Consider the following 17,688-nt stretch of genomic DNA (forward strand, 5'->3'; position numbering starts at 1 on the left):
TAGAGTCCCTGTCAATGACTTGGAACCGGACTGCAGTTGCATCCGATTCAACCCCGATGGAGCAGTACCAAACCGATCTGTTCGCTCTCGGAGCCCCTGCACTCCGTCGTGATGCTCGCATCAACCGTCACGTCCGCGACGAGCACAGCTGGCTCGATGTCGGCGTGCGTTGGCTCCATGGTGCCGATGAGCTGCTGGTCCAGCTGGCCCAAGGCCTCCGCTGGACCGCGGCACGGCGGGAGATGTACGGCCAGATGGTGGATGAGCCGCGTCTCGGCGCTCAGTTGAGGTGCCCCACCGCTGACGCGCCCGCCATCGTGACCGAGATGGCCCGCTCGCTCGGTGAGCCATACGGCCAGCGACTCGATTCAGTGTGGGTGAATTACTACCGCAACGGGCAAGACTCGGTGGCGTGGCACAGCGACCGCATCGGCATCCATCCCGACGATTCGCTGGTGGCCATCGTCTCACTGGGAGGCCCGCGAAAGTTCCTGCTCCGGCCCAAATGCGGAGGGCGCAGCCGCTCGTACACACTGGCCTCGGGTGACCTGCTCGTGATGGGCGGCGCATGCCAGCGGTCGTGGGAGCACTCGGTTCCAAAGACTGTGCTGGCGCCGCCGCGCATGAGCATCACGTTCCGTCACACGCGGAAGAAGCGCACGCCTCTCGGGGCGCCGCCTCAGCCCCGAGCGGCAGACCGCTGATCTAGAAGTCCAGCCCCACGGCGCCGCAGAGGAATGCCATGAGCGGACAGCTCTCGTTGCACCATGCGGTGATGACCGACGGGAACTCCGGCTTGAGGGCCACGTCGTGGTCGAAGTCGCGCACTGCGATGAAGCTCTTGCGTTTGAGATCCTCGATCATCGGGTGGTCCGCGAACCAATCCCGGGGCGAGCGCTTGAGCCGCTCGCCTTCCATGCGCCAGCCGCCGGTCTGGCAGGTGTCCCGGGCCCCGATCCACGCTTGGGGGTGCTCGTCGATGGCGACCCGGTAGGCCGCCAGCGCGTCCCGATCCGGCATCCAGCTGCCGGCGCCGAAGAAGCAGCTCTCGGTGGACAGGTGCACGTAGTAGCCGGGTGCATGCACATCGCCGCCCCGCACATGGCGGAACTGGATGCCCACGTTGGTCTTGTACGGCGTCTTGTCGGCGGAGAAGCGCGTGTCGCGAAAGACACGCATCAGCGAGCCGCCGACCTTCGTGTCCCGTGCCGTCATGTGCGGCGAAATCTCGCCCAGCAATGCGCCCATGGCACGGATGAAGTCGAACGCAGGCTCGCGCACTTCCTCCTCGTAGCGCTCACGGTTCTCGTTGAACCACTCACGGTTGTTGTTCGCTTCGAGCTCTTCGAGGAACTCGAACAGCTCGGGTCCGAAAATGCCCGCGTCGTCGCTCATCGGTGTCCTTTCGGCTGTGAGTGGCGCCTGCCGGGTCTGCACCGTAGCGATCCGGCGGGAGCGGGAGAGCGTGAATTGCCCGCAACGACGCGGCCGGCCAAACGTACGCTGTGGCGATGAGCGATGAGACGGGCTCCGGACCGCCGAGCACGACTGCGCAGGAGTGGCTGGCGGGCTTTGCGGCAGTGATCGGCGCGCCGGCGCCCGACGAGGACACCAATGAGGCGCTGCTGAACCTGGCAGGCGCGGCCGCGCACGACTCCGAACGGATCGCAGCTCCCATTGCCTGCTGGATGGCCGGAGTCGCCGGCGTGGACCCGGCGGAGGCCCTCGAACGCGCTCGTCAGTACGTCTCCAAACGGGCCGGCTGAGACGCTTCTCGGCGCTCGCTCAGCGGCCGACTCTGATGCGGGAGGCGCCCGTCGTAGGCTGCTCACGATGAGCGACCACCAGTTCGGCTTCCGCACCCGCGCACTGCACGCGGGCGGCCGGCCCGACGCCACGACGGGGGCTCGTGCGGTCCCGGTGTACCAGTCCACGAGCTTCGTCTTCGAGGACGCGGCGGATGCGGCCGATCTCTTCGCCCTGCAGAAGTACGGAACCATCTACACCCGCATCTCCAATCCCACCGTCAACGCCTTCGAGGAGCGGGTGGCAAGCCTGGAAGGCGCGATCGGAGCGGTCGCAGCTGCTTCAGGAATGGCTGCTGAGTTTCTTACTGCCGCGGCGCTGTGCGAATCCGGCGACAACTTGGTCACGTCCTCGGCGCTGTACGGCGGCACACACACCATGTTCGACGTGACCCTTGGACGGTTCGGCATCGAGGCCCGCTTTGTCGACGGTGACAGCGTCGACGCATATGCCGCCGCCATCGATGGCCGCACCAAGTTCTGCTACACGGAGATTGTCGGCAACCCGTCCGGGTCCATCCCCGATCTGGCCGGCATTGCCGAGGTGGCGCACGCTCACGGACTCCCGCTGGTCGTCGATTCGACATTCGCCACGCCATATTTGTGCCGCCCCATTGAGCATGGCGCGGACATCGTGATCCACTCCGCGACAAAGTTCATCGGCGGGCACGGCAACTCCATCGGCGGGGTCGTGAGCGAGTCGGGCCGCTTCGACTGGGGCAGCGGGCGTTTCCCGAACATGACCGAGCCCGTGGCCAGCTACAACGACCTTCGGTTCTGGGAGAACTTCGGCGAGTACGCCTTCTGCACCAAGCTGCGCGTCGAGCAGCTCAGGGACATCGGGGCCGCCATGTCGCCGCTCAACGCCTTCCTGCTGCTGCAAGGCCTCGAGACGCTGCCCCAGCGCATGGACGAACACGTCGCCAACGCGCAGGCCGTGGCCGAGCATCTCGAAGCCCATCCGTCCGTGAGCTGGATCAGCTATGCGGGCCTCGAGTCGTCCCCCTACCGGGAGCTCGCCCGCACCTACATGCCCCAGGGCCCCGGCGCCATCTTCACGTTCGGCGTCAAGGGCGGCCGGCAGGCCGGCGCCGACTTCATCGAGGCCCTCCAGATGATCAGCCACCTCGCGAACGTGGGGGATGCCCGCACGCTCGTCATCCACCCGGCCTCGACGACACACCAGCAGCTGTCCGACGAAGCGCTGGCTGCGGGCGGCGTGAGCGCCGACATGATCCGGCTCTCGGTCGGCCTCGAAGACCTCGACGACATCGTCTGGGATCTGGATCAAGCCCTTGCGAAAGCGGTGCCATCATGACCATCGTTCACGAACCAGTCGACGGCTGGACCGAGCCCAGCGCAGCCGACCGGCTGGCGCTCATCCAGCGCACCAACACGGTGGCGATGGTGGGGGTCTCGGCCAATCCGGCCCGACCGTCCAACTTCGTCGCCACCTACCTGCTCAGCTCGAGCACCGATTTCGATGTGTACTTCGTGAACCCGGTGGCCGACGAGATCCTGGGCAGGCCGTGCTACGCCAGCTTGGCAGATCTCCCGCTGGTGCCCGATCTGGTGGATGTCTTTCGTCGACCAGCAGACCTGCCCGGCGTCGCCGAGGAAGTCGTCGAGATCGGCGCCAAGGCGTTCTGGGTGCAGCTCGGTTTGTGGAGCGCTGACGCCGCACAGCTTGCGAACGACGCCGGCCTTGACGTCGTGATGGACCGCTGTCTCAAGATCGAGCACGCCCGCTTCCATGGCGGGTTGCACCTGGCTGGCTTTGACACCGGTGTCGTGGACTCGCGCCGATCCGTGCGCAGTCACTAGCCGGCACGGCGGACGTCATGCCGGGGCCGATGCAAGGCCGTCAGCGGGGCACCGACCGGCGGCGGAGACGCGGCTTCGGCCTGCTCGCGGCACTCCTGCTAGCGGCCGCCTGCTCTTCGCCCGAGGTGAGCGAGCCGGCGACCGCGTCGAGTGAGTCCGCTGTGGCCGACGCTGATCCTGCAGCGGCGGTCGCGGCCACGGCCGACGACGACCAAGTTGCGACAAGTGATGGCGCTGCAGACAGCGCGGGCGCTGCCGCCGAGCCGGTCGAGCTGACCTTCGAAGGCAGCGTCGCTGCGCCCGAGTTCCCCGCCGGCTACGACTGGTTCAACGTCAGCCGGCCGCTGTCGATGAGCGGCGACCTGCGCGGCAAGATCGTCCTGCTCGACTTCTGGACCCAAGGCTGCATCAACTGCATCCACATCATTCCCGACCTCCACCGCCTGGAAGCCGAGTATCCCGAGGAGGTGGTGGTGATCGCGGTGCACTGGGCCAAGTTCCCCAGTGAGCGCGAGTCCGAAGCGGTGCGAGAGGCATCGATTCGGTACGGCCGCCAGCACCCGATCGTGAACGACGATCAAGAACTGCTGCGCCGGGCGTACGGCATCAACGCCTGGCCGACCGTTGTCGCCATCGACCCGTTGGGCCGGGTGCTGGGCCCTATTGCCGGCGAGGGCGTATACGAACGGCTGGCACCCGCAATCGGGGTCATGGCCGATGAGTACGGCCACAACGGCCTCATCGATCCGACGCCGCTCGGTGAGCTCCTCGAGATCGAGCCGGCGCTGCCGACCGTGCTGAGCTTTCCCGGCAAGGTGCTTGCCGACGAGAGGGGCGATCGGCTCTTCATCGCTGACACGGGTCGTCACCGGGTGCTCGTCGCGACACTCGACGGTGAGCTCATCGACGTGATCGGCAGCGGTGCCGAAGGGAGCGACGACGGCGCGTTCGACGAAGCTTCGTTTCGAAGACCGCAGGGCATGGCCCTGTCTCCCGACGGCAGCATTCTGTACATCGCAGACCGTGAGAACCATCTCATCCGGTCCGCCGATCTGCGCTTTCGCACCGTGCGCACGATCGCGGGCACGGGAGAGCCGGTCACGTTCTTCCGCGCCGGTCGCGCAGCGCAGACGGCTATCGCTTCGCCGTGGGATCTGCATCTCGAAGGCGACGTGCTGTACATCGCAGGGGCGGGGCGCCATCAGCTTTGGCTGATGCATCTCGGGACCGGGGTGATCGACGTCTTCGCGGGCACCGGCGCGGAAGGCCTCGACGACGGCGCCCGCCTTGACTCCACCCTGTCGCAGCCCTCCGGGCTTGCTGCTGGCTACGGCGTGCTCTACTTCACCGATCCGGAGGCCAGCGCGGTGCGGCAGGTCTCGCTCGGCCTCGACGGCCGGCTCGACACGCTGGTGGGCAAGCACCTGTTCGTGTGGGGCGATGAAGTGGGCAGCTTCGACGACACGCTGCTGCAGCACGCCATCGGCATCGAGTTCGTGCCGGGTGCGCAGGGTGCCGGGCTGCTGTATGTCGCGGACACCTACAACCACAAGATCAAGGTGCTCGACCTCGACACGCAGACGTCATCGGTGCTGGTCGGCGGCGGCACGCCGGGGCTGCGGGACGGCTTCGGTGCCGATGCGCGGTTGGCCGAGCCCAGCGGCCTGAGCGCCACGTCCGACACGCTCTATGTCGCTGACACCAACAATCACCGCATCCGGATGCTCGACTTGGCGACCGGAGAACTGTCCACGTTGGCGCTGTCGAATCTGGAGATCGCCACGGTGACGATGGCCGGCGTGATCGAAGACGACGTGGTGCTCTTGCCCCAGCAAGTTGCCCCAGGACCGGTCGAGATCGTGCTCGACCTGCGGGTGCCGGAGGGCTACAAGTTCAATACCGACGGGTTGTTCGAGTTCGAATGGTCTGCGGAGGGCACGTTGCTGAGCCCGCAGGGATCGGCCCGGTATGAGGCCCGCGGTCCAGAGATGCCGCTGCGACTCGTCGGCACCATCACTGCTGACGGCGGCTCCGCGGTACTGACCGCCACAGCGGTCGTGTTCTACTGCCCGGCGGTGGACGAGACGTTCTGCCTCATCCGCGACGTGAACTTCACTGCGCCGATCGAGGTGGATCCTGCGGGTGCGAGCAGCATCCAGCTGCCGCATCAACTGCTGTCTGCGGAGGAATTGGACCGACGCCTGGCGCCAGGGTGAGGACGTTCGGCACAGGCGCGCAGCTTCGACCGCCTGCTGGGGGTCGGAGGAGTCGTGCACGTCTGCTGATCAGTGCACTCTCGCTGGGGGTCGCCGGCTCGCTGGCGCTGCTGCCGTCAGCGGCAGCCCAGTCGACCGGGGACTCCGATTCGGGGCCATTGATCACGGTGGCCCCCGAACAGGCGGACGGCAGCGCCGACGGGGCATCCGATGCGCCGCGGATTGCGGCAGTGCTCAGCGGTCCCGGCGGCGTGGGCTACTGGGTGATCGGCGTCGACGGGTCCATCGAGCCGATCGGCACAACCATCCTGCCGATCATCGGCGAACCGCCCGAGATCCATACCGACGTCATCGGAGCACGGCTCGGCGCCCCCGGGACACTTGGAGTGTGGCTGCAGCTGGCCGACGGTTCGGAGGTCCCGGTGGGTGATCCCGGTCCGACGGTGCTGACCGGCGAGGAGCGTCCCGTCGGTTGGCTGTCGGGTGTCGCCATTCGACAATTGCTGGCGGGAGCGTGGTGGACCGAGGTGGACCGCTGGTGCACTTCGGAACTGTCCGTGGGGGTCCGGATCGGTCAGACCATCATGACGGCACTGGGCGAGCGCTCGCTGGGTTTTGCGGTGGAGGAAGCGCGGGACCGCCGCATCGGCGGGATCCTGCTGCTGGGCCCGGTGACAGAGCACGTGTGGCGCCGCATTGCTGAGCTGCAGGACTTCGCCGGACGCATCCCGCTGATCATTGCTGTGGATGAGGAGGGCGGCCGCGTGCAGCGGCTCGCTGGGGTCATCGGGCGGCTGCCGGCGGCAGCGTCCCAGGCACAGAAGTCACCGGCCGAGATCAGCGAGCAGGCAGCCGATCACGCTCGCAAGATGGTCGAGCTCGGCTTCACGATGAACTTCGCCCCCGTGGTCGATGTCGGGGCAGGCGAAGGCATCGGCGACCGGTCATTCGGTGACGATCCTGCCATCGTGACCGAGTACGGCATGGCGACTGTGGAAGGTCTCAGCGCCGGAGGCGTGGTGCCGGTCGTCAAGCACTTTCCCGGGCACGGCGGGGCGAGCGTCGACACTCACGATGCCCTCGCCTCGACGGCGCCCTTGGCGCAGCTACGCGCACGTGACCTGATCCCGTTCGCAGCGGTGGTGGGAAGCACCGATGCAGCCGTGATGATCGGGCACCTCGAGGTGCCGGGATTGACGGGCGGCTTGCCGGCATCGCTGTCACCTGCGGCCATCGGCGGTCTGCTGCGAGACGAGCTGGGCCACAGCGGGTTAGTCGTGACCGACTCGCTGGTGATGGGTGCCATTCGGAGCCGCTGGCCGGTGAGCGAAGCAGCGCTCTTGGCGATCACGGCTGGTGCAGATCTCGCGCTTGTCGGCGATCTCACGGATGCTGCTGCTGCCTTTGCCGAGATTGAGACAGCGGTCTCGGAGAACCGCCTCAGCCTCGAACGCCTCGACGACGCCGCAACAAACGTGCTGCGCGCCAAGGATGTCTACGCATGCACTTTGGTCGGACGCGACGGCCTCGCCCGCACCGTGCTGTACGACCCGACGCTCGTCGGGCGTTAGCCCGAGCAATTGGCACGTGGCCGCTAGGCCGACAATCAAGCACGGGGGCGTTGGCCCGACGAGTCAGCACGGGGCCGCTAGGCCGAGCAGTAGGCACGTGGGCGCTAGGGCAGCGTGACTGTCACCTCGGGCTCAGGCGGCGGGGGAGCGGTCTCAAAGTTGCGGACTACTTGGCTCCAGGTGAGCTGCCATTCCTTCCAGTTGGCCCCGACGTACGCCGGATCGGGCCGGTACGGGATCACGGTCACCCCGAACTCGCGCCATTCGGGGGTGCTCACGATGTCGCTGCGGGCCGGTCTGGATCCGAAACGATCGCTCACGCCAAACTGGAAGAGCGGCTCGCCCATGAAGTCGATCAAGCGCCCGCCAAGGGATTCATTCGGGGCACCGGCCACGACACCTGCATAGAACCCGATGCGAACGCAATCGTCGGTCACCACGGCGATGTCCAGCGCTTCGGGCAGGCCCGGCTGATAGGTGGCATACACGGCCGGGAGTCCGGAGGTGCCCCACGCCAGCGGCAGGCGGCCGCCGAGATCCGACAGCGTGACGGGATCAGGAGCATCCTGGCTGACCGGCCGCTGCGGCGGAGGTTCCCCGCCTGCGAATCGTTCGAAGACCGACGCCTCCCAGCTTGGCTCCAGCTCAACACCCCACCGCAGCATCTGGTCGAGAATCTGTGGCCACGGAGTCACCTCGTCGCCGTCGCGTTCGGGGTGCAGGCGCTCCAGCGCCGCCAGCAAGTACACCCCCATGCGGCTCGTCGCGGCATCCGGAATCACTGCAGTGCCAGCGTGCGCCGGGTCGTACAGCGCATCGAGACCCCGAGGCACCGGCGGCGGCAGCACGTCGAGGTCGGGCAGCTCGTCGATAGGCCGATCCGGCACGACATAAAACGACGGAAGGTAGTTCAGGCAGGCATCGATGTAGCTGAGTGGCGTCAGTGCGTGGTCCTCGACGGCCAGGCCCTCGGTCAGCGGTCCAGGCGCCAAGGGAACATAGGACTGCGTCAGACCATTCTCGACGACGAACAGCACATCCAGCGTGTCGATGCCCACCACGACATCGGCCACCGGATGAGCGCGGCTTCGGTCAAGCAGCTCGATCACGTCGTCAGGGGTGTCCTCGCGAAAGACCACGACCTCGATGCCGGTGGATTCGGTGAACGCTTCGAGCGCGTCGGCAGGCAGGTGGAAGTCGCGATGGGTGATCACTCGCACCGCGGCAGAACCCTCGCTCGTGTCTGCACAGGCCGCAGCGAATATCCCGCCGGCGCACGCCAACACTGCGAGGCGGCGCGCGGCTCGCACCCTCGCTGAGCCCACGGTCCGGCGCCTAAGAAAGCGACTTGCCATGTGTCTGCACTGCCAGAACGGTGCCCGCAGCGACGCGCACCTCGGCGGTGGGCTCGATGAACTCGTTGCTCAACCCGAGCGATGCAGCGCTGCGCAGCGGCATTGCAGCCGACAGGTTCCACCGCAAGCCGGTGGTCTGCACGCGAGCCGTGCCGCCGACTGCGAGCAGGGTCAACAGGTTGCCGTCGTTGGCGTTCAGCTCCATGGCCATAGCGGCGGTGGCCGCTCGCACCACGCTGTCGGAGACATAGGCAACGAGCCGCAGCGCCGCGTAGCAGGGCCGCGCCAGCAAGCCCACGGACGTCAGCAGGTGGTCGATTCGCCCCCCGGCACCGCTCACGACGGCGATCTGGTCTGGATCAAGGCCCCAAGCGAAGCTCAAAGCGAGATCCAGATCGCTGTGTGCCTTATCCGGCGGATGACGCCGGAGAATCAGGTCTGGCCACTGCTCACCGGCCCTGGCCAGCATCCCGGGATCGACTGAGTCGAAGTCCCCCACGACCACGTGCGGCCGCAGCCCCGATCGCAGTGCATGGGCCAGTCCCCGGTCGACGGCGATGACGCACGACGGCTCGTTTGGCGGCAGCCGCCGCGGGGCGTTGGGTCCGCCGTCGATGATCCAGATGCAGCGGGCATCGAGATGCGCCGTCTCCGATGACGACTCGTCCGACACAGCTCCCGTCATGACACCAGTGTGATCGGCCAAGGAGTGGATCTGGCGCGATGGTCGCTCGCGCCGCCGCGCCGAACCCTCGGGTTCCCCCCGGTACCTTGCAGTCCAACGTGGATGTCATCCGCCGTTTCGCTCGGCTGCCCCTGCTCGCCGTGATGATCGCGGTTTGCGCGGCCCTCGTGACGTTCGGCGCCCGTGCTTCGGCACCGCACGTGGCCCGCACACTTGATGCAGTCGAACGTGACCGCGACCACATCACGATCGACTTGCGTCCCGGGGCGCAGCGCACGCAGGTATTCGACTCGGTCGGCAACCCGATCGGAATCCTCGTCAACGACGTCGATCGCGAGATCATCACGCTCGACCAGGTGCCTGCCGACGTGCTTGCCACGATCGTGGCCGTCGAGGACGCCAAGTTCTGGCTGCACAACGGCGTCGATCTGCGCGCAACTGCCCGGGCCTTGGTCTCGGGCGTCTCCGCAGGCGGCATCACCTCCGGTGGCTCCACGATCACGCAACAGATCGTCAAGTTGCGAGTCGTGGGTGACGAACGCAGCTTCAATCGCAAGATCCGCGAAGCTGTCATCGCAGCGCGGTTGGAGGAGGACTTCTCCAAGGAGGAGATCCTCGAGTTCTACGTCAACGAGATGTACCTCGGCAACGGTGCATACGGACTGCAAGCCGGTGCAGAGACCTACTTCGGCAAGGAGGTCTCCCAACTCGATGTCGGTGATGCAGCGTTCCTCGCGAGCCTCATCCGCAGCCCGGGGCTCTTCGACGGCTTTGACCAGAACATCGCGACGATGACGCGACGACGCAGCCAGTCCCTTCAGCAGGCCGTGGATGCCGGCATCATCACCGAGACCGAGCAGGCGGCCTTCGAGCGGCGACCATTGCCGACCCGCAACCTGTCACCGCGCCGTACTGATGTCGCTCTTCGCCGCGACTACTTCCTGGTCGAGGTGCGCAAAGCGCTGCTGGCCAACCCCGCCCTGGGCGACACGTATCAGGCCCGTTTCAGTCAAGTCTTCGGCGGCGGGCTGCGAGTGTGGACGACGCTGCGCCCTGACCTGCAGGAGGCGATGCGCTCATCGGTGTCCGAGGTGCTTCCCGAGGGCACCGGAGAGTTCGAAGTGTCGATCGTCAGCGTCGACCCGACGACGGGAGCTGTGCTTGCCTTCATCGGCGGGCTTGCCTTCAGCGATTCCGAATTCAACCTCGCAACACAGGGACTCCGGCAGCCGGGCTCCTCGTTCAAGACCTATGTCCTGGCAGCCGCCATCGAGCAAGCCGGCTTTTACCCCTTCGACACCATCAGCGGGCAGGGACCCTGCGTGTTCCCCAATCCACCGCTTGAGAATTACGAGGTATCCAACTTTGCCAATAGCCCCGGGCGTCTGGCCACCCTGGAGGATCAAGCGACCGCCAGCTCCAATTGCGCGTTCGTCCGGCTGGGCCTGGTCACCGGTCTCGACGAGGTCGTCGAGATGGCGAATCGCCTCATCGGCCGGTCAGAAGCGGACAGCTTCCTGCCCTATCCGTCAATCTCGCTGGGAGCCCAAGAAGTCACACCGCTCGAACAAGCAGTGGGATACGGCACATTCGCCAACGGCGGCATCCGCATGGAGCCGTTCTACGTCACCCGGATCGAGAACAACTTCGGTGAGGTGATCTACGAGCATGTGCCGCACGGCCGCAGGGTCGTGTCTGAATCGGCGGCCGACTGGGTCACAGCAGTGCTCGAGGCAAACGTGGAATCCGGAACCGGGACACGCTCACAGCTCGACAGCGGGCAGGTATCAGCCGGAAAGACCGGTACGACACAGGCCTTCCATGACGCATGGTTCGTGGGATTCACACCCCACATGTCGACCGCAGTGTGGATGGGTCATCCCGACGAGCAGATTCCGATGGGTGAAATCCAGGAACGACGGGCGACGGGAGGCTGGATCCCGGCCCGCATCTGGTCTGCCTACATGGGTCAGGCACTGCACGACGCTGCGCTGGCCGACTTCAGTCCGGCACCGCCCCCGCCCCGGGCCAGCCAATACCTGTTCGTGCCCGGCGACACCTGCACCATCGCCGTAACGGTGACACCGTCGGAACCGCCGCTCAGATTCGACCTGCCATGCAGCATGGTCCGCCCGACGGCCGACAACGAGTTCGAGCCGCTGCCTGACGCGTTGTGCAGGGTCGCGGTGCCCGCACCAGACGGCGAGACGAGATTCGAGTGGATCCGCTGCACCCGGATCGCCACCGAGCTGGCGGCCCGGGCCACGCCTTCGCCTCCCGAGGGAACCTCTAGCGTTGACGAGACCGAAGACAATCAGGCCTGAGCCCAAGCTCGTTGCCTCCATCACCACAAAGCGATGACATCAGACGCCTCCGAGCCAGCGCCTCCGGCGAGCCGCCTCGGGATCCTCGCACAACTGCAAGATCTCGACGTGCGGCTCGAACAGATCGATCATCGAGTCGTTCACCTGCCCGAACGTGAGATCCGCACCGGCATCGATGCCGAGTTGACGGCGCTGGGGTCCGAGATGAGTGCGCTCGAGGTGCGGATCGGAGACTTGGAGCGACAGCAGCGCCGTCACGAGGACGAGGTCGCGCGCATCGAATCCAAGCGGGCGCAGAATTCCGAGCGTCTTTACGAGAGTCACATGACCTCGCCCAAGGAAGCCGAAGCGCTCACGGCCGAGGCAGAGGCACTCGGGCGGCGTCAGCTCGAGATCGAGGACCAGATCCTCGAACTGATGGAACAGCTCGAGCCCCTGAGCCATGAGCATGACTCGCTGGCGGATCGCCGGTCGGGGGCCGAGGCACGCCGGCACGAGGTGGATACCGTGATCGCCTCCTCCGAACGCGAGGCGCAGGCCGAGCGAGACGGGGTGCTCGGCGAGCGGGCGGCACTCGTCGCGGCGGCAGACGCAGAATCGATCTCGGAATTGATCTCGGTGTACGAGCAGCGGCGAGCCGCGGCACGTGGGGAGCCAGTCGTGGGCCGTCTCGTGGGCACGACCTGCAGCGCGTGTCACTTGGAGATTCCCTCGGTCGATTTTGAGCGAATCGCCCGCCTCGAGCCCGACGAACTGGCCGAGTGTCCCCATTGCGGCGCCTTGCTGGTGCGCTGAGTCCCGCGGCTCAGCCTCGTCGGGAGCCTGACTGATGCTGCTGTGGTTTGTGGCAACGTCGCTGCTGGCGATGCGATGGTCGTTCGGCGACCCGGCGATCGATCATCGCCTCGTTGTCGCCGGAGCACTGCTGCCCGACGTGGCGTATGCGGCGAGCGGCGGAGCGCCGTTGACGCACTCGCTGATATTGCCGTCGGCTGGTCTGGCTGTGGTGATGCTGGCAACGATCGGGCGCCGGCGGGCTCGGCGCCGCTGGCTGACGCTGCCGATCGGGGTGTTCTGGCACCAGCTCTTCGACGGCGCATGGCTGCAGCCCAATCTGTTCTGGTGGCCCTTTGGGGGCGTGAGCACCGCCACGACACTGCCGCTCGCGTCCCGGCCGGTATGGCTGATCGTTGCGATGGAGCTGGCAGGCCTCGCCGGCTGCTGGTGGGTGTGGCGCTCCGCCGGCCTCGCGCAGGACCTTGTCCGCCGGGCAGACTTCTGGCGTGCGGGACGCTTGCGTTACTCGGTGGGACCGCAGCGTCGGGACCCCGAAGACTGATGCAGACTCTCGTGCGTCATCGGTACCCATGCTGATTCACGGACGCCCATGCTGATTCTCGTGCGCCACGGGCGCACGAGTGCCAACGCAGCGGGGCTGCTGCAAGGTCGCGTCGACAATGAACTGGACGCGGTCGGCGCGAGGCAGGCAGATCAGATCGCGGCTGCGCTGTCCCGGGTCAACGAGCGGCCGGATCGCATCATTTCCTCACCGCTGCTGCGGGCACGCCAGACGGCGCAGGCCACAGCTGAGCTGACGGGCCTGGAGGTCTCCATCGACGAGCGCTGGGCCGAGCTGGACTACGGCGAATGGGACGGAATCCCCATCACCGAAGTCCGAGCCTCCGACTGGCAGCGCTGGCGGGCCGACACCGATTTTGCACCGCCCGAAGGCGAATCCCTGGCACAGCTCAACAGCCGCGTCAACGCGGCCTGTAACGACCTCGTCGCGGAGGCCGCAGACCGGAACGTCGCCGTCTTTACCCACGTCTCGCCGATCAAGTCGGCCGTCCGATGGGCGCTTGGTGCTTCCGATGAGATCTCGTGGCACCTGCACGTGTCGCAGGCGCAGATCACCCGGATCGGTTTCCGCGGAACGGCGCCACGACTCACGTCGTTTAACGAGACGACCCATCTGGATGGCTGAGGGGTTGAACCAGTCGGCAACGCCGCGGCCCCGACGGATCCCCCCCCCGGGCGGTGAGCCGGCCTGTAGGCGGGATTCTGTCCGTCGGCTGATGCCGTCGGGGTGGCCATCCATCTGAGCGGCCTACCCGGGATCATGAGACGGGCCGCCTGATCCCTGCTTGGCCTTGCTCCGGGAGGGGTTTGCCGATCCGCCGGAGTCGCCCCCGACGATGGTGCGCCCTTACCGCACCGTTTCACCCTTGCCTGTGACCGGGTTCGACCCGGCCCATCGGCGGTCTGCTCTCTGTTGCACTTTCCGTCGCCTCGCGGCGCCTGGTTGCGAGCCAGCTCCCTGCCCTGTGGAGTCCCGACCTTCCTCGAACTGCGCCGTTCAGGCCGCTCCGCACGTGGCGGGTTGCCATCCCAGCTCAGTCCGCGGCCACCCGGCCGACTCACCGCAAATTGCAAGGTTACTTGCGACCCCGGTCAGCCTGACCCGCTTGTGCCTCGGCGACGGGTCTGCCGCGGGTCGAGAAGCGACCGTCGCCGCTGTCGACCCATGGCTCCGAGCACACCGCCCAGCGATGCCAGTGACGCAGACAGCAGCATCACGAGGGGCAGGCCGAGCGCCCCGACAGCCTCACCGGGGCCGAATCGGCGAATGATCTGCACCACCACGGCGAGGACCATCACCGGACCGGAGGTCAGGATCGCACACAGCAGGTGGTTCTCGCGCGCCCGGAAGGCGGCGACCGCACCGCCCATGATCAGACTCCCGAACAACAGACCATTCACGGCATAGGCCGCCGGGGTCTGCTCAGCTATCAGGCTGCCGCCCGCGACGCCCACGACCAGTGCAGTGCCGGTGGACACGATCGCGCCTGGCAGGAAGGCCCGGCGCTCGACGGTTCGGCCGAAGACTCTCAACAGGCTGCGCATAGGTCTTCTCACCACCCAGCGGCGAGGGGTCGATGTTGTGCGGTCTGATGTGTCCCTCGCGTGTGCGAACAGTCTGCGCTACCGAGATATGCGTCACTACTTGAACATTTCGTTGGCTACTGAACGCTCAATAAGGACTTGACAAGCGGCAGCCCATCGGCAAGATTGCGCGTGAGATGACCACTGCCACTGCAACAGCACGCGTCAATCCCCCCACCGTGGGCCAGAGAACATCGAGCACGGAATCGGTTCGAGTCGTGGCCGCCCACCAGGACAGCCTCGTCGCCGACATGCTCGCGTGGCAACGCCACGCCGCCTGTCGAGGCTTGGAAGCAGAGATCTTCTACCCCTCCGAGGACGACGAGACTGCGTTCGAAGCGAAAGCAGTCTGCGCAGCGTGCGCGGTATCGGGCGAGTGCTTGGAATATGCGATCGCGGTTCGGGAGAAGGAGGGCGTCTGGGGCGGGCAAACGGCCGCTGAGCGCGTACGCATCATCCGCCGCCGGCGCCGTGCAGCCGCTCGCGCTCGCAATGCCCAAGCGGCAGCCGCATCCAACTGAGCGATCCGAGGGGCACGTCGTGCCTGAATGACGCGCGTCCAGGTGCGTGCCGAGCGCACTTTGGCACCTCGCTAGTCTCCGGCCCGTACACGCTGGCACGTGCTAGCCGGCATTTCGAGCAGTGGCGGTGCAGACATGGACGAATCCGACGAGGCCGAATCACATCCGCTCGAACACTTCGGCGGCTGGAAGGCAGTGCTCACCGACCTGGTTGCAGGCATCGACCTATCTCCAGAGGTCGCGCGTGCCGCGCTCGGCAGCATTCTGGGTGAACGGGCCACCGACGCCCAGCTAGCCGGATTCATCATCGCTCTGGGGATGAAAGGCGGCTCCGTTCCCGAGCTCACCGGACTCGTCGACGCCATGCACGACGCGGCGGTGCCGCTGACAGCTCCCGCAGGCGCGATCGACATCGTCGGAAGCGGCGGGGCTCCGGGACGTCAGCAGCACGCCTTGAGCGTGTCCACCATGGCAGTCTTCGTGGCTTCGGCCGCCGGAGCAGTTGTCTGCAAGCACGGCTCGGTCGCGGCGACATCGTCGTCGGGCTCTTTTGACACGCTGGGAGCACTCGGACTCGCGACCGAACTCGACGGACCCGCGGTCGAGCGGTGCATTTCGGAGATCGGGCTCGGCTTTGCGTTCGCCAAGCTGTTCCACCCGGCGATGCGATTTGCCGGGCCCGTCCGCACCGAACTCGGCGTTCCGACCACCTTCAATTTTCTCGGACCGCTGGCGAATCCCGCCAAGGTCTCGCGGCAGGTGCTGGGCGTGAGCGACCCGGTGATGGCGCCGCGCGTCGCCGGGGTGCTTGCCGCCCGAGGAGCCGAGCATTGTCTCGTCGTCCATGGTGCTGACCGTCTCGACGAAATCACGCTGACCGACGTCACGCGAATCTATGAAGTCCGTGACGGCGAGATCGCCGATGAGTTCTTCTTCGATCCGCCCTCGATCGGGTTGGAACGAGTCAACCGAGCCGCCCTGTGGGGTGGAAGCCCGCAGCAGAATGCCGACATCCTGCGAGCAATTGTTGCCGGCCACGAGACCGGCCCTCGGGCGCAGATCGTGCAGCTCAACGCGGGGGCCGGCCTGGTGGTCGCGGGCTTGGCCGGGGACTTCGCCGAGGGATACGAGATGGCCCGGCAGACTGTCGTCGATGGGCGCGCCGCCGCGAAACTTGAAGCGGCTGTGCAGCTCACGAACGCGTTGGCCGCGAACGCCAGTTGACGTGGTCGTCGGGCTCTCCCTGCCGTTTGGAGTCGGTGACATCGTCCGCTTGGCCAGCACGTCGGACGAGCGCCGTTCCGAATTGGTGGGGCAGACAGGCACCGTCGTCGCGGTTCGCCCCGGCGATCGGCGGGTCATGGCGATCGTCGCATTCGACGGCGCCGCGCCCGAAACGGTCTTGGTGTACGGCATCGACGAAGCGGAGATCGTCGAGCGCTACCGGCACGGCGTGAGCTGAAGCTGTTGACAAGCCCGGCTTGTCAGCCGGCGCTGTGCCTTATGCCCGGCTTGTCAGCCGGCGCTGTGTGCTATGCCCGGCTTGTCAGCCGGCGCAGAAGCCCCCGACGGCGTTCGCTCTCGTGTGCGGGAATCTCGAGGGAGGCCAATGCCGCAGCGAGATCGGCACCGCTCGCGAAGCGGTCGTCGGGAGCCTTCGCCATGGCAGTCAAGATGACCTCGGACAGCTCTGCCGACACTCCACGTTCAGCGGGATCGGGCGGCGGGATCCGGACGTGTGCGTGCAGCAGGTCGTTGCGCTCGCCGTAGAACGGGGCTGAGCCCACTGCCAAGACATACAGCGTCGACCCGAGGCCGTAGATGTCGGTACGAGCATCAACAGGATTCGCCAAGGCCTGCTCGGGGGAGAGGTACATCGGCGAGCCGTACACCCGACCCGGCGGCGAGGGAGGACCGTCGAGGTCATGAGCGAGGCCGAAATCAAACAGAACCGCCCGATCGCCGCCTTCGGGTTGGGGGTCGAGCATGATGTTCGACGGCTTGACATCACGATGCACGATCCGGTGCGCGTGGACGTGGTCGAGCGCAGCGCAGATCTGCTGGATCGCAGCGATGGCTTCAGCCAGTGACGGCGGGTGGCGGCTGGCACACCTGTCTGCCAAGGTCTCGCCCTCGACGATCTCCATCTCGATGTAGTGCGCCCCGCCGATCACACCAGCCCCGTGCACCGCGAGCACATTGGGATGGTCCAAGCGGGCCATGAGCTCGTATTCCTGCTCGAAGAGCGAGCGCACCTCCGCCCGGGCCTCGGCGAACGGTGTCAGAACCTTCAGGCCCACCTCGTCGCCCCTCAGCGTGGTCGCCCGGTAACAGTGCGCCACCGTGCCACGCCCCAGCACACCGGTGATCTTGTACGGGCCGTACTGGCGGCCGACCCAAACGTCAATTTGGTCTTCGAACATCGCACCGGCCGCGGCTTGCGG

18 protein-coding genes and 1 other RNA gene are annotated in these 17,688 nt (G+C 66.7%); 13 read left to right on the plus strand and 6 right to left on the minus strand.

What is annotated here, in order from left to right:
- Positions 1-56: 56 nt before the first annotated feature.
- On the plus strand, positions 57-704 hold the full coding sequence (locus ACOGW9_RS04410) for an alpha-ketoglutarate-dependent dioxygenase AlkB (RefSeq protein WP_419908746.1): 648 nt from the start codon (positions 57-59) through the stop codon (positions 702-704).
- A 1-nt stretch (position 705) separates the two neighbouring features.
- On the opposite strand, the gene ACOGW9_RS04415 is transcribed toward ACOGW9_RS04410, so the two are convergent.
- On the minus strand, positions 706-1,395 hold the full coding sequence (locus ACOGW9_RS04415) for a TIGR02453 family protein (protein WP_419908748.1): 690 nt from the start codon (positions 1,393-1,395) through the stop codon (positions 706-708).
- 116 nt (positions 1,396-1,511) lie between these two features.
- On the opposite strand from ACOGW9_RS04415, the gene ACOGW9_RS04420 reads away from it, so the two are divergent.
- The 5 genes from ACOGW9_RS04420 to ACOGW9_RS04440 all read left to right on the plus strand — a co-directional run bounded on the left by ACOGW9_RS04420 (position 1,512) and on the right by ACOGW9_RS04440 (position 7,416).
- Entirely contained in the window at positions 1,512-1,766 is a 255-nt protein-coding gene (locus ACOGW9_RS04420) for a DUF6457 domain-containing protein (RefSeq protein ID WP_419908750.1), read from the plus strand.
- A gap of 67 nt (positions 1,767-1,833) precedes the next feature.
- Entirely contained in the window at positions 1,834-3,123 is a 1,290-nt protein-coding gene (locus tag ACOGW9_RS04425) for an O-acetylhomoserine aminocarboxypropyltransferase/cysteine synthase family protein (RefSeq protein ID WP_419908752.1), read from the plus strand.
- The gene (locus tag ACOGW9_RS04430) at positions 3,120-3,629 is read left to right on the plus strand and encodes a CoA-binding protein (protein ID WP_419908754.1); all 510 of its coding nucleotides are present in this window, start codon (positions 3,120-3,122) and stop codon (positions 3,627-3,629) included. Before ACOGW9_RS04425 ends, ACOGW9_RS04430 begins: the two co-directional genes overlap by 4 nt.
- Positions 3,630-3,754: 125 nt before the next feature.
- Positions 3,755-5,845, plus strand: coding sequence for a thioredoxin-like domain-containing protein (locus ACOGW9_RS04435; RefSeq protein WP_419908756.1), 2,091 nt, complete (start codon positions 3,755-3,757; stop codon positions 5,843-5,845).
- Positions 5,846-6,012: 167 nt separating this feature from the next.
- Positions 6,013-7,416, plus strand: a complete 1,404-nt coding sequence (locus ACOGW9_RS04440; RefSeq protein WP_419908758.1) for a glycoside hydrolase family 3 N-terminal domain-containing protein — start codon at positions 6,013-6,015, stop codon at positions 7,414-7,416.
- Between the two features lie 104 nt (positions 7,417-7,520).
- On the opposite strand, the gene ACOGW9_RS04445 is transcribed toward ACOGW9_RS04440, so the two are convergent.
- The gene (locus ACOGW9_RS04445) at positions 7,521-8,636 is read right to left on the minus strand and encodes a hypothetical protein (RefSeq protein WP_419908760.1); all 1,116 of its coding nucleotides are present in this window, start codon (positions 8,634-8,636) and stop codon (positions 7,521-7,523) included.
- Between the two features lie 115 nt (positions 8,637-8,751).
- The gene (locus tag ACOGW9_RS04450) at positions 8,752-9,456 is read right to left on the minus strand and encodes a thiamine diphosphokinase (RefSeq protein WP_419908762.1); all 705 of its coding nucleotides are present in this window, start codon (positions 9,454-9,456) and stop codon (positions 8,752-8,754) included.
- A 98-nt stretch (positions 9,457-9,554) separates the two neighbouring features.
- Between ACOGW9_RS04450 and ACOGW9_RS04455 the strand changes: the two genes are divergently transcribed.
- The 4 genes from ACOGW9_RS04455 to ACOGW9_RS04470 are packed head-to-tail and all read left to right on the plus strand — an operon-like array spanning position 9,555 to position 13,764.
- Positions 9,555-11,780, plus strand: coding sequence for a transglycosylase domain-containing protein (locus tag ACOGW9_RS04455; protein ID WP_419908764.1), 2,226 nt, complete (start codon positions 9,555-9,557; stop codon positions 11,778-11,780).
- 33 nt (positions 11,781-11,813) lie between these two features.
- The gene (locus tag ACOGW9_RS04460; RefSeq protein WP_419908766.1) at positions 11,814-12,575 is read left to right on the plus strand and encodes a zinc ribbon domain-containing protein; all 762 of its coding nucleotides are present in this window, start codon (positions 11,814-11,816) and stop codon (positions 12,573-12,575) included.
- Positions 12,576-12,609: 34 nt separating this feature from the next.
- Positions 12,610-13,119: a hypothetical protein gene (locus ACOGW9_RS04465; protein ID WP_419908768.1), complete on the plus strand. Its 510-nt coding sequence runs from the start codon at positions 12,610-12,612 to the stop codon at positions 13,117-13,119.
- Between the two features lie 48 nt (positions 13,120-13,167).
- Entirely contained in the window at positions 13,168-13,764 is a 597-nt protein-coding gene (locus ACOGW9_RS04470) for a histidine phosphatase family protein (protein ID WP_419908770.1), read from the plus strand.
- Between the two features lie 50 nt (positions 13,765-13,814).
- Here the strand turns inward: ACOGW9_RS04470 and rnpB are convergent.
- Positions 13,815-14,200, minus strand: an RNA gene (rnpB, locus tag ACOGW9_RS04475) — RNase P RNA component class A.
- 31 nt (positions 14,201-14,231) lie between these two features.
- Positions 14,232-14,684: a hypothetical protein gene (locus ACOGW9_RS04480; protein WP_419908772.1), complete on the minus strand. Its 453-nt coding sequence runs from the start codon at positions 14,682-14,684 to the stop codon at positions 14,232-14,234.
- Between the two features lie 176 nt (positions 14,685-14,860).
- Here ACOGW9_RS04480 and ACOGW9_RS04485 point away from each other — a divergent pair, with 176 nt between their 5' ends.
- The 3 genes from ACOGW9_RS04485 (at position 14,861) to ACOGW9_RS04495 (ending at position 16,706) form a co-directional block, all read left to right on the plus strand.
- On the plus strand, positions 14,861-15,244 hold the full coding sequence (locus ACOGW9_RS04485) for a WhiB family transcriptional regulator (protein ID WP_419908774.1): 384 nt from the start codon (positions 14,861-14,863) through the stop codon (positions 15,242-15,244).
- A gap of 135 nt (positions 15,245-15,379) precedes the next feature.
- On the plus strand, positions 15,380-16,468 hold the full coding sequence (trpD, locus tag ACOGW9_RS04490) for an anthranilate phosphoribosyltransferase (protein WP_419908776.1): 1,089 nt from the start codon (positions 15,380-15,382) through the stop codon (positions 16,466-16,468).
- 49 nt (positions 16,469-16,517) lie between these two features.
- Complete coding sequence (locus tag ACOGW9_RS04495) at positions 16,518-16,706, plus strand: hypothetical protein (RefSeq protein ID WP_419908778.1); 189 nt, start codon at positions 16,518-16,520, stop codon at positions 16,704-16,706.
- Between the two features lie 70 nt (positions 16,707-16,776).
- On the opposite strand, the gene ACOGW9_RS04500 is transcribed toward ACOGW9_RS04495, so the two are convergent.
- On the minus strand, positions 16,777-17,667 hold the full coding sequence (locus ACOGW9_RS04500; protein WP_419908780.1) for a serine/threonine-protein kinase: 891 nt from the start codon (positions 17,665-17,667) through the stop codon (positions 16,777-16,779).
- Positions 17,668-17,688: the final 21 nt, after the last annotated feature.

The sequence above is a fragment of the Candidatus Poriferisodalis sp. genome, from assembly GCF_965203655.1.
Classification (GTDB): Bacteria; Actinomycetota; Acidimicrobiia; order Acidimicrobiales; family Poriferisodalaceae; genus Poriferisodalis.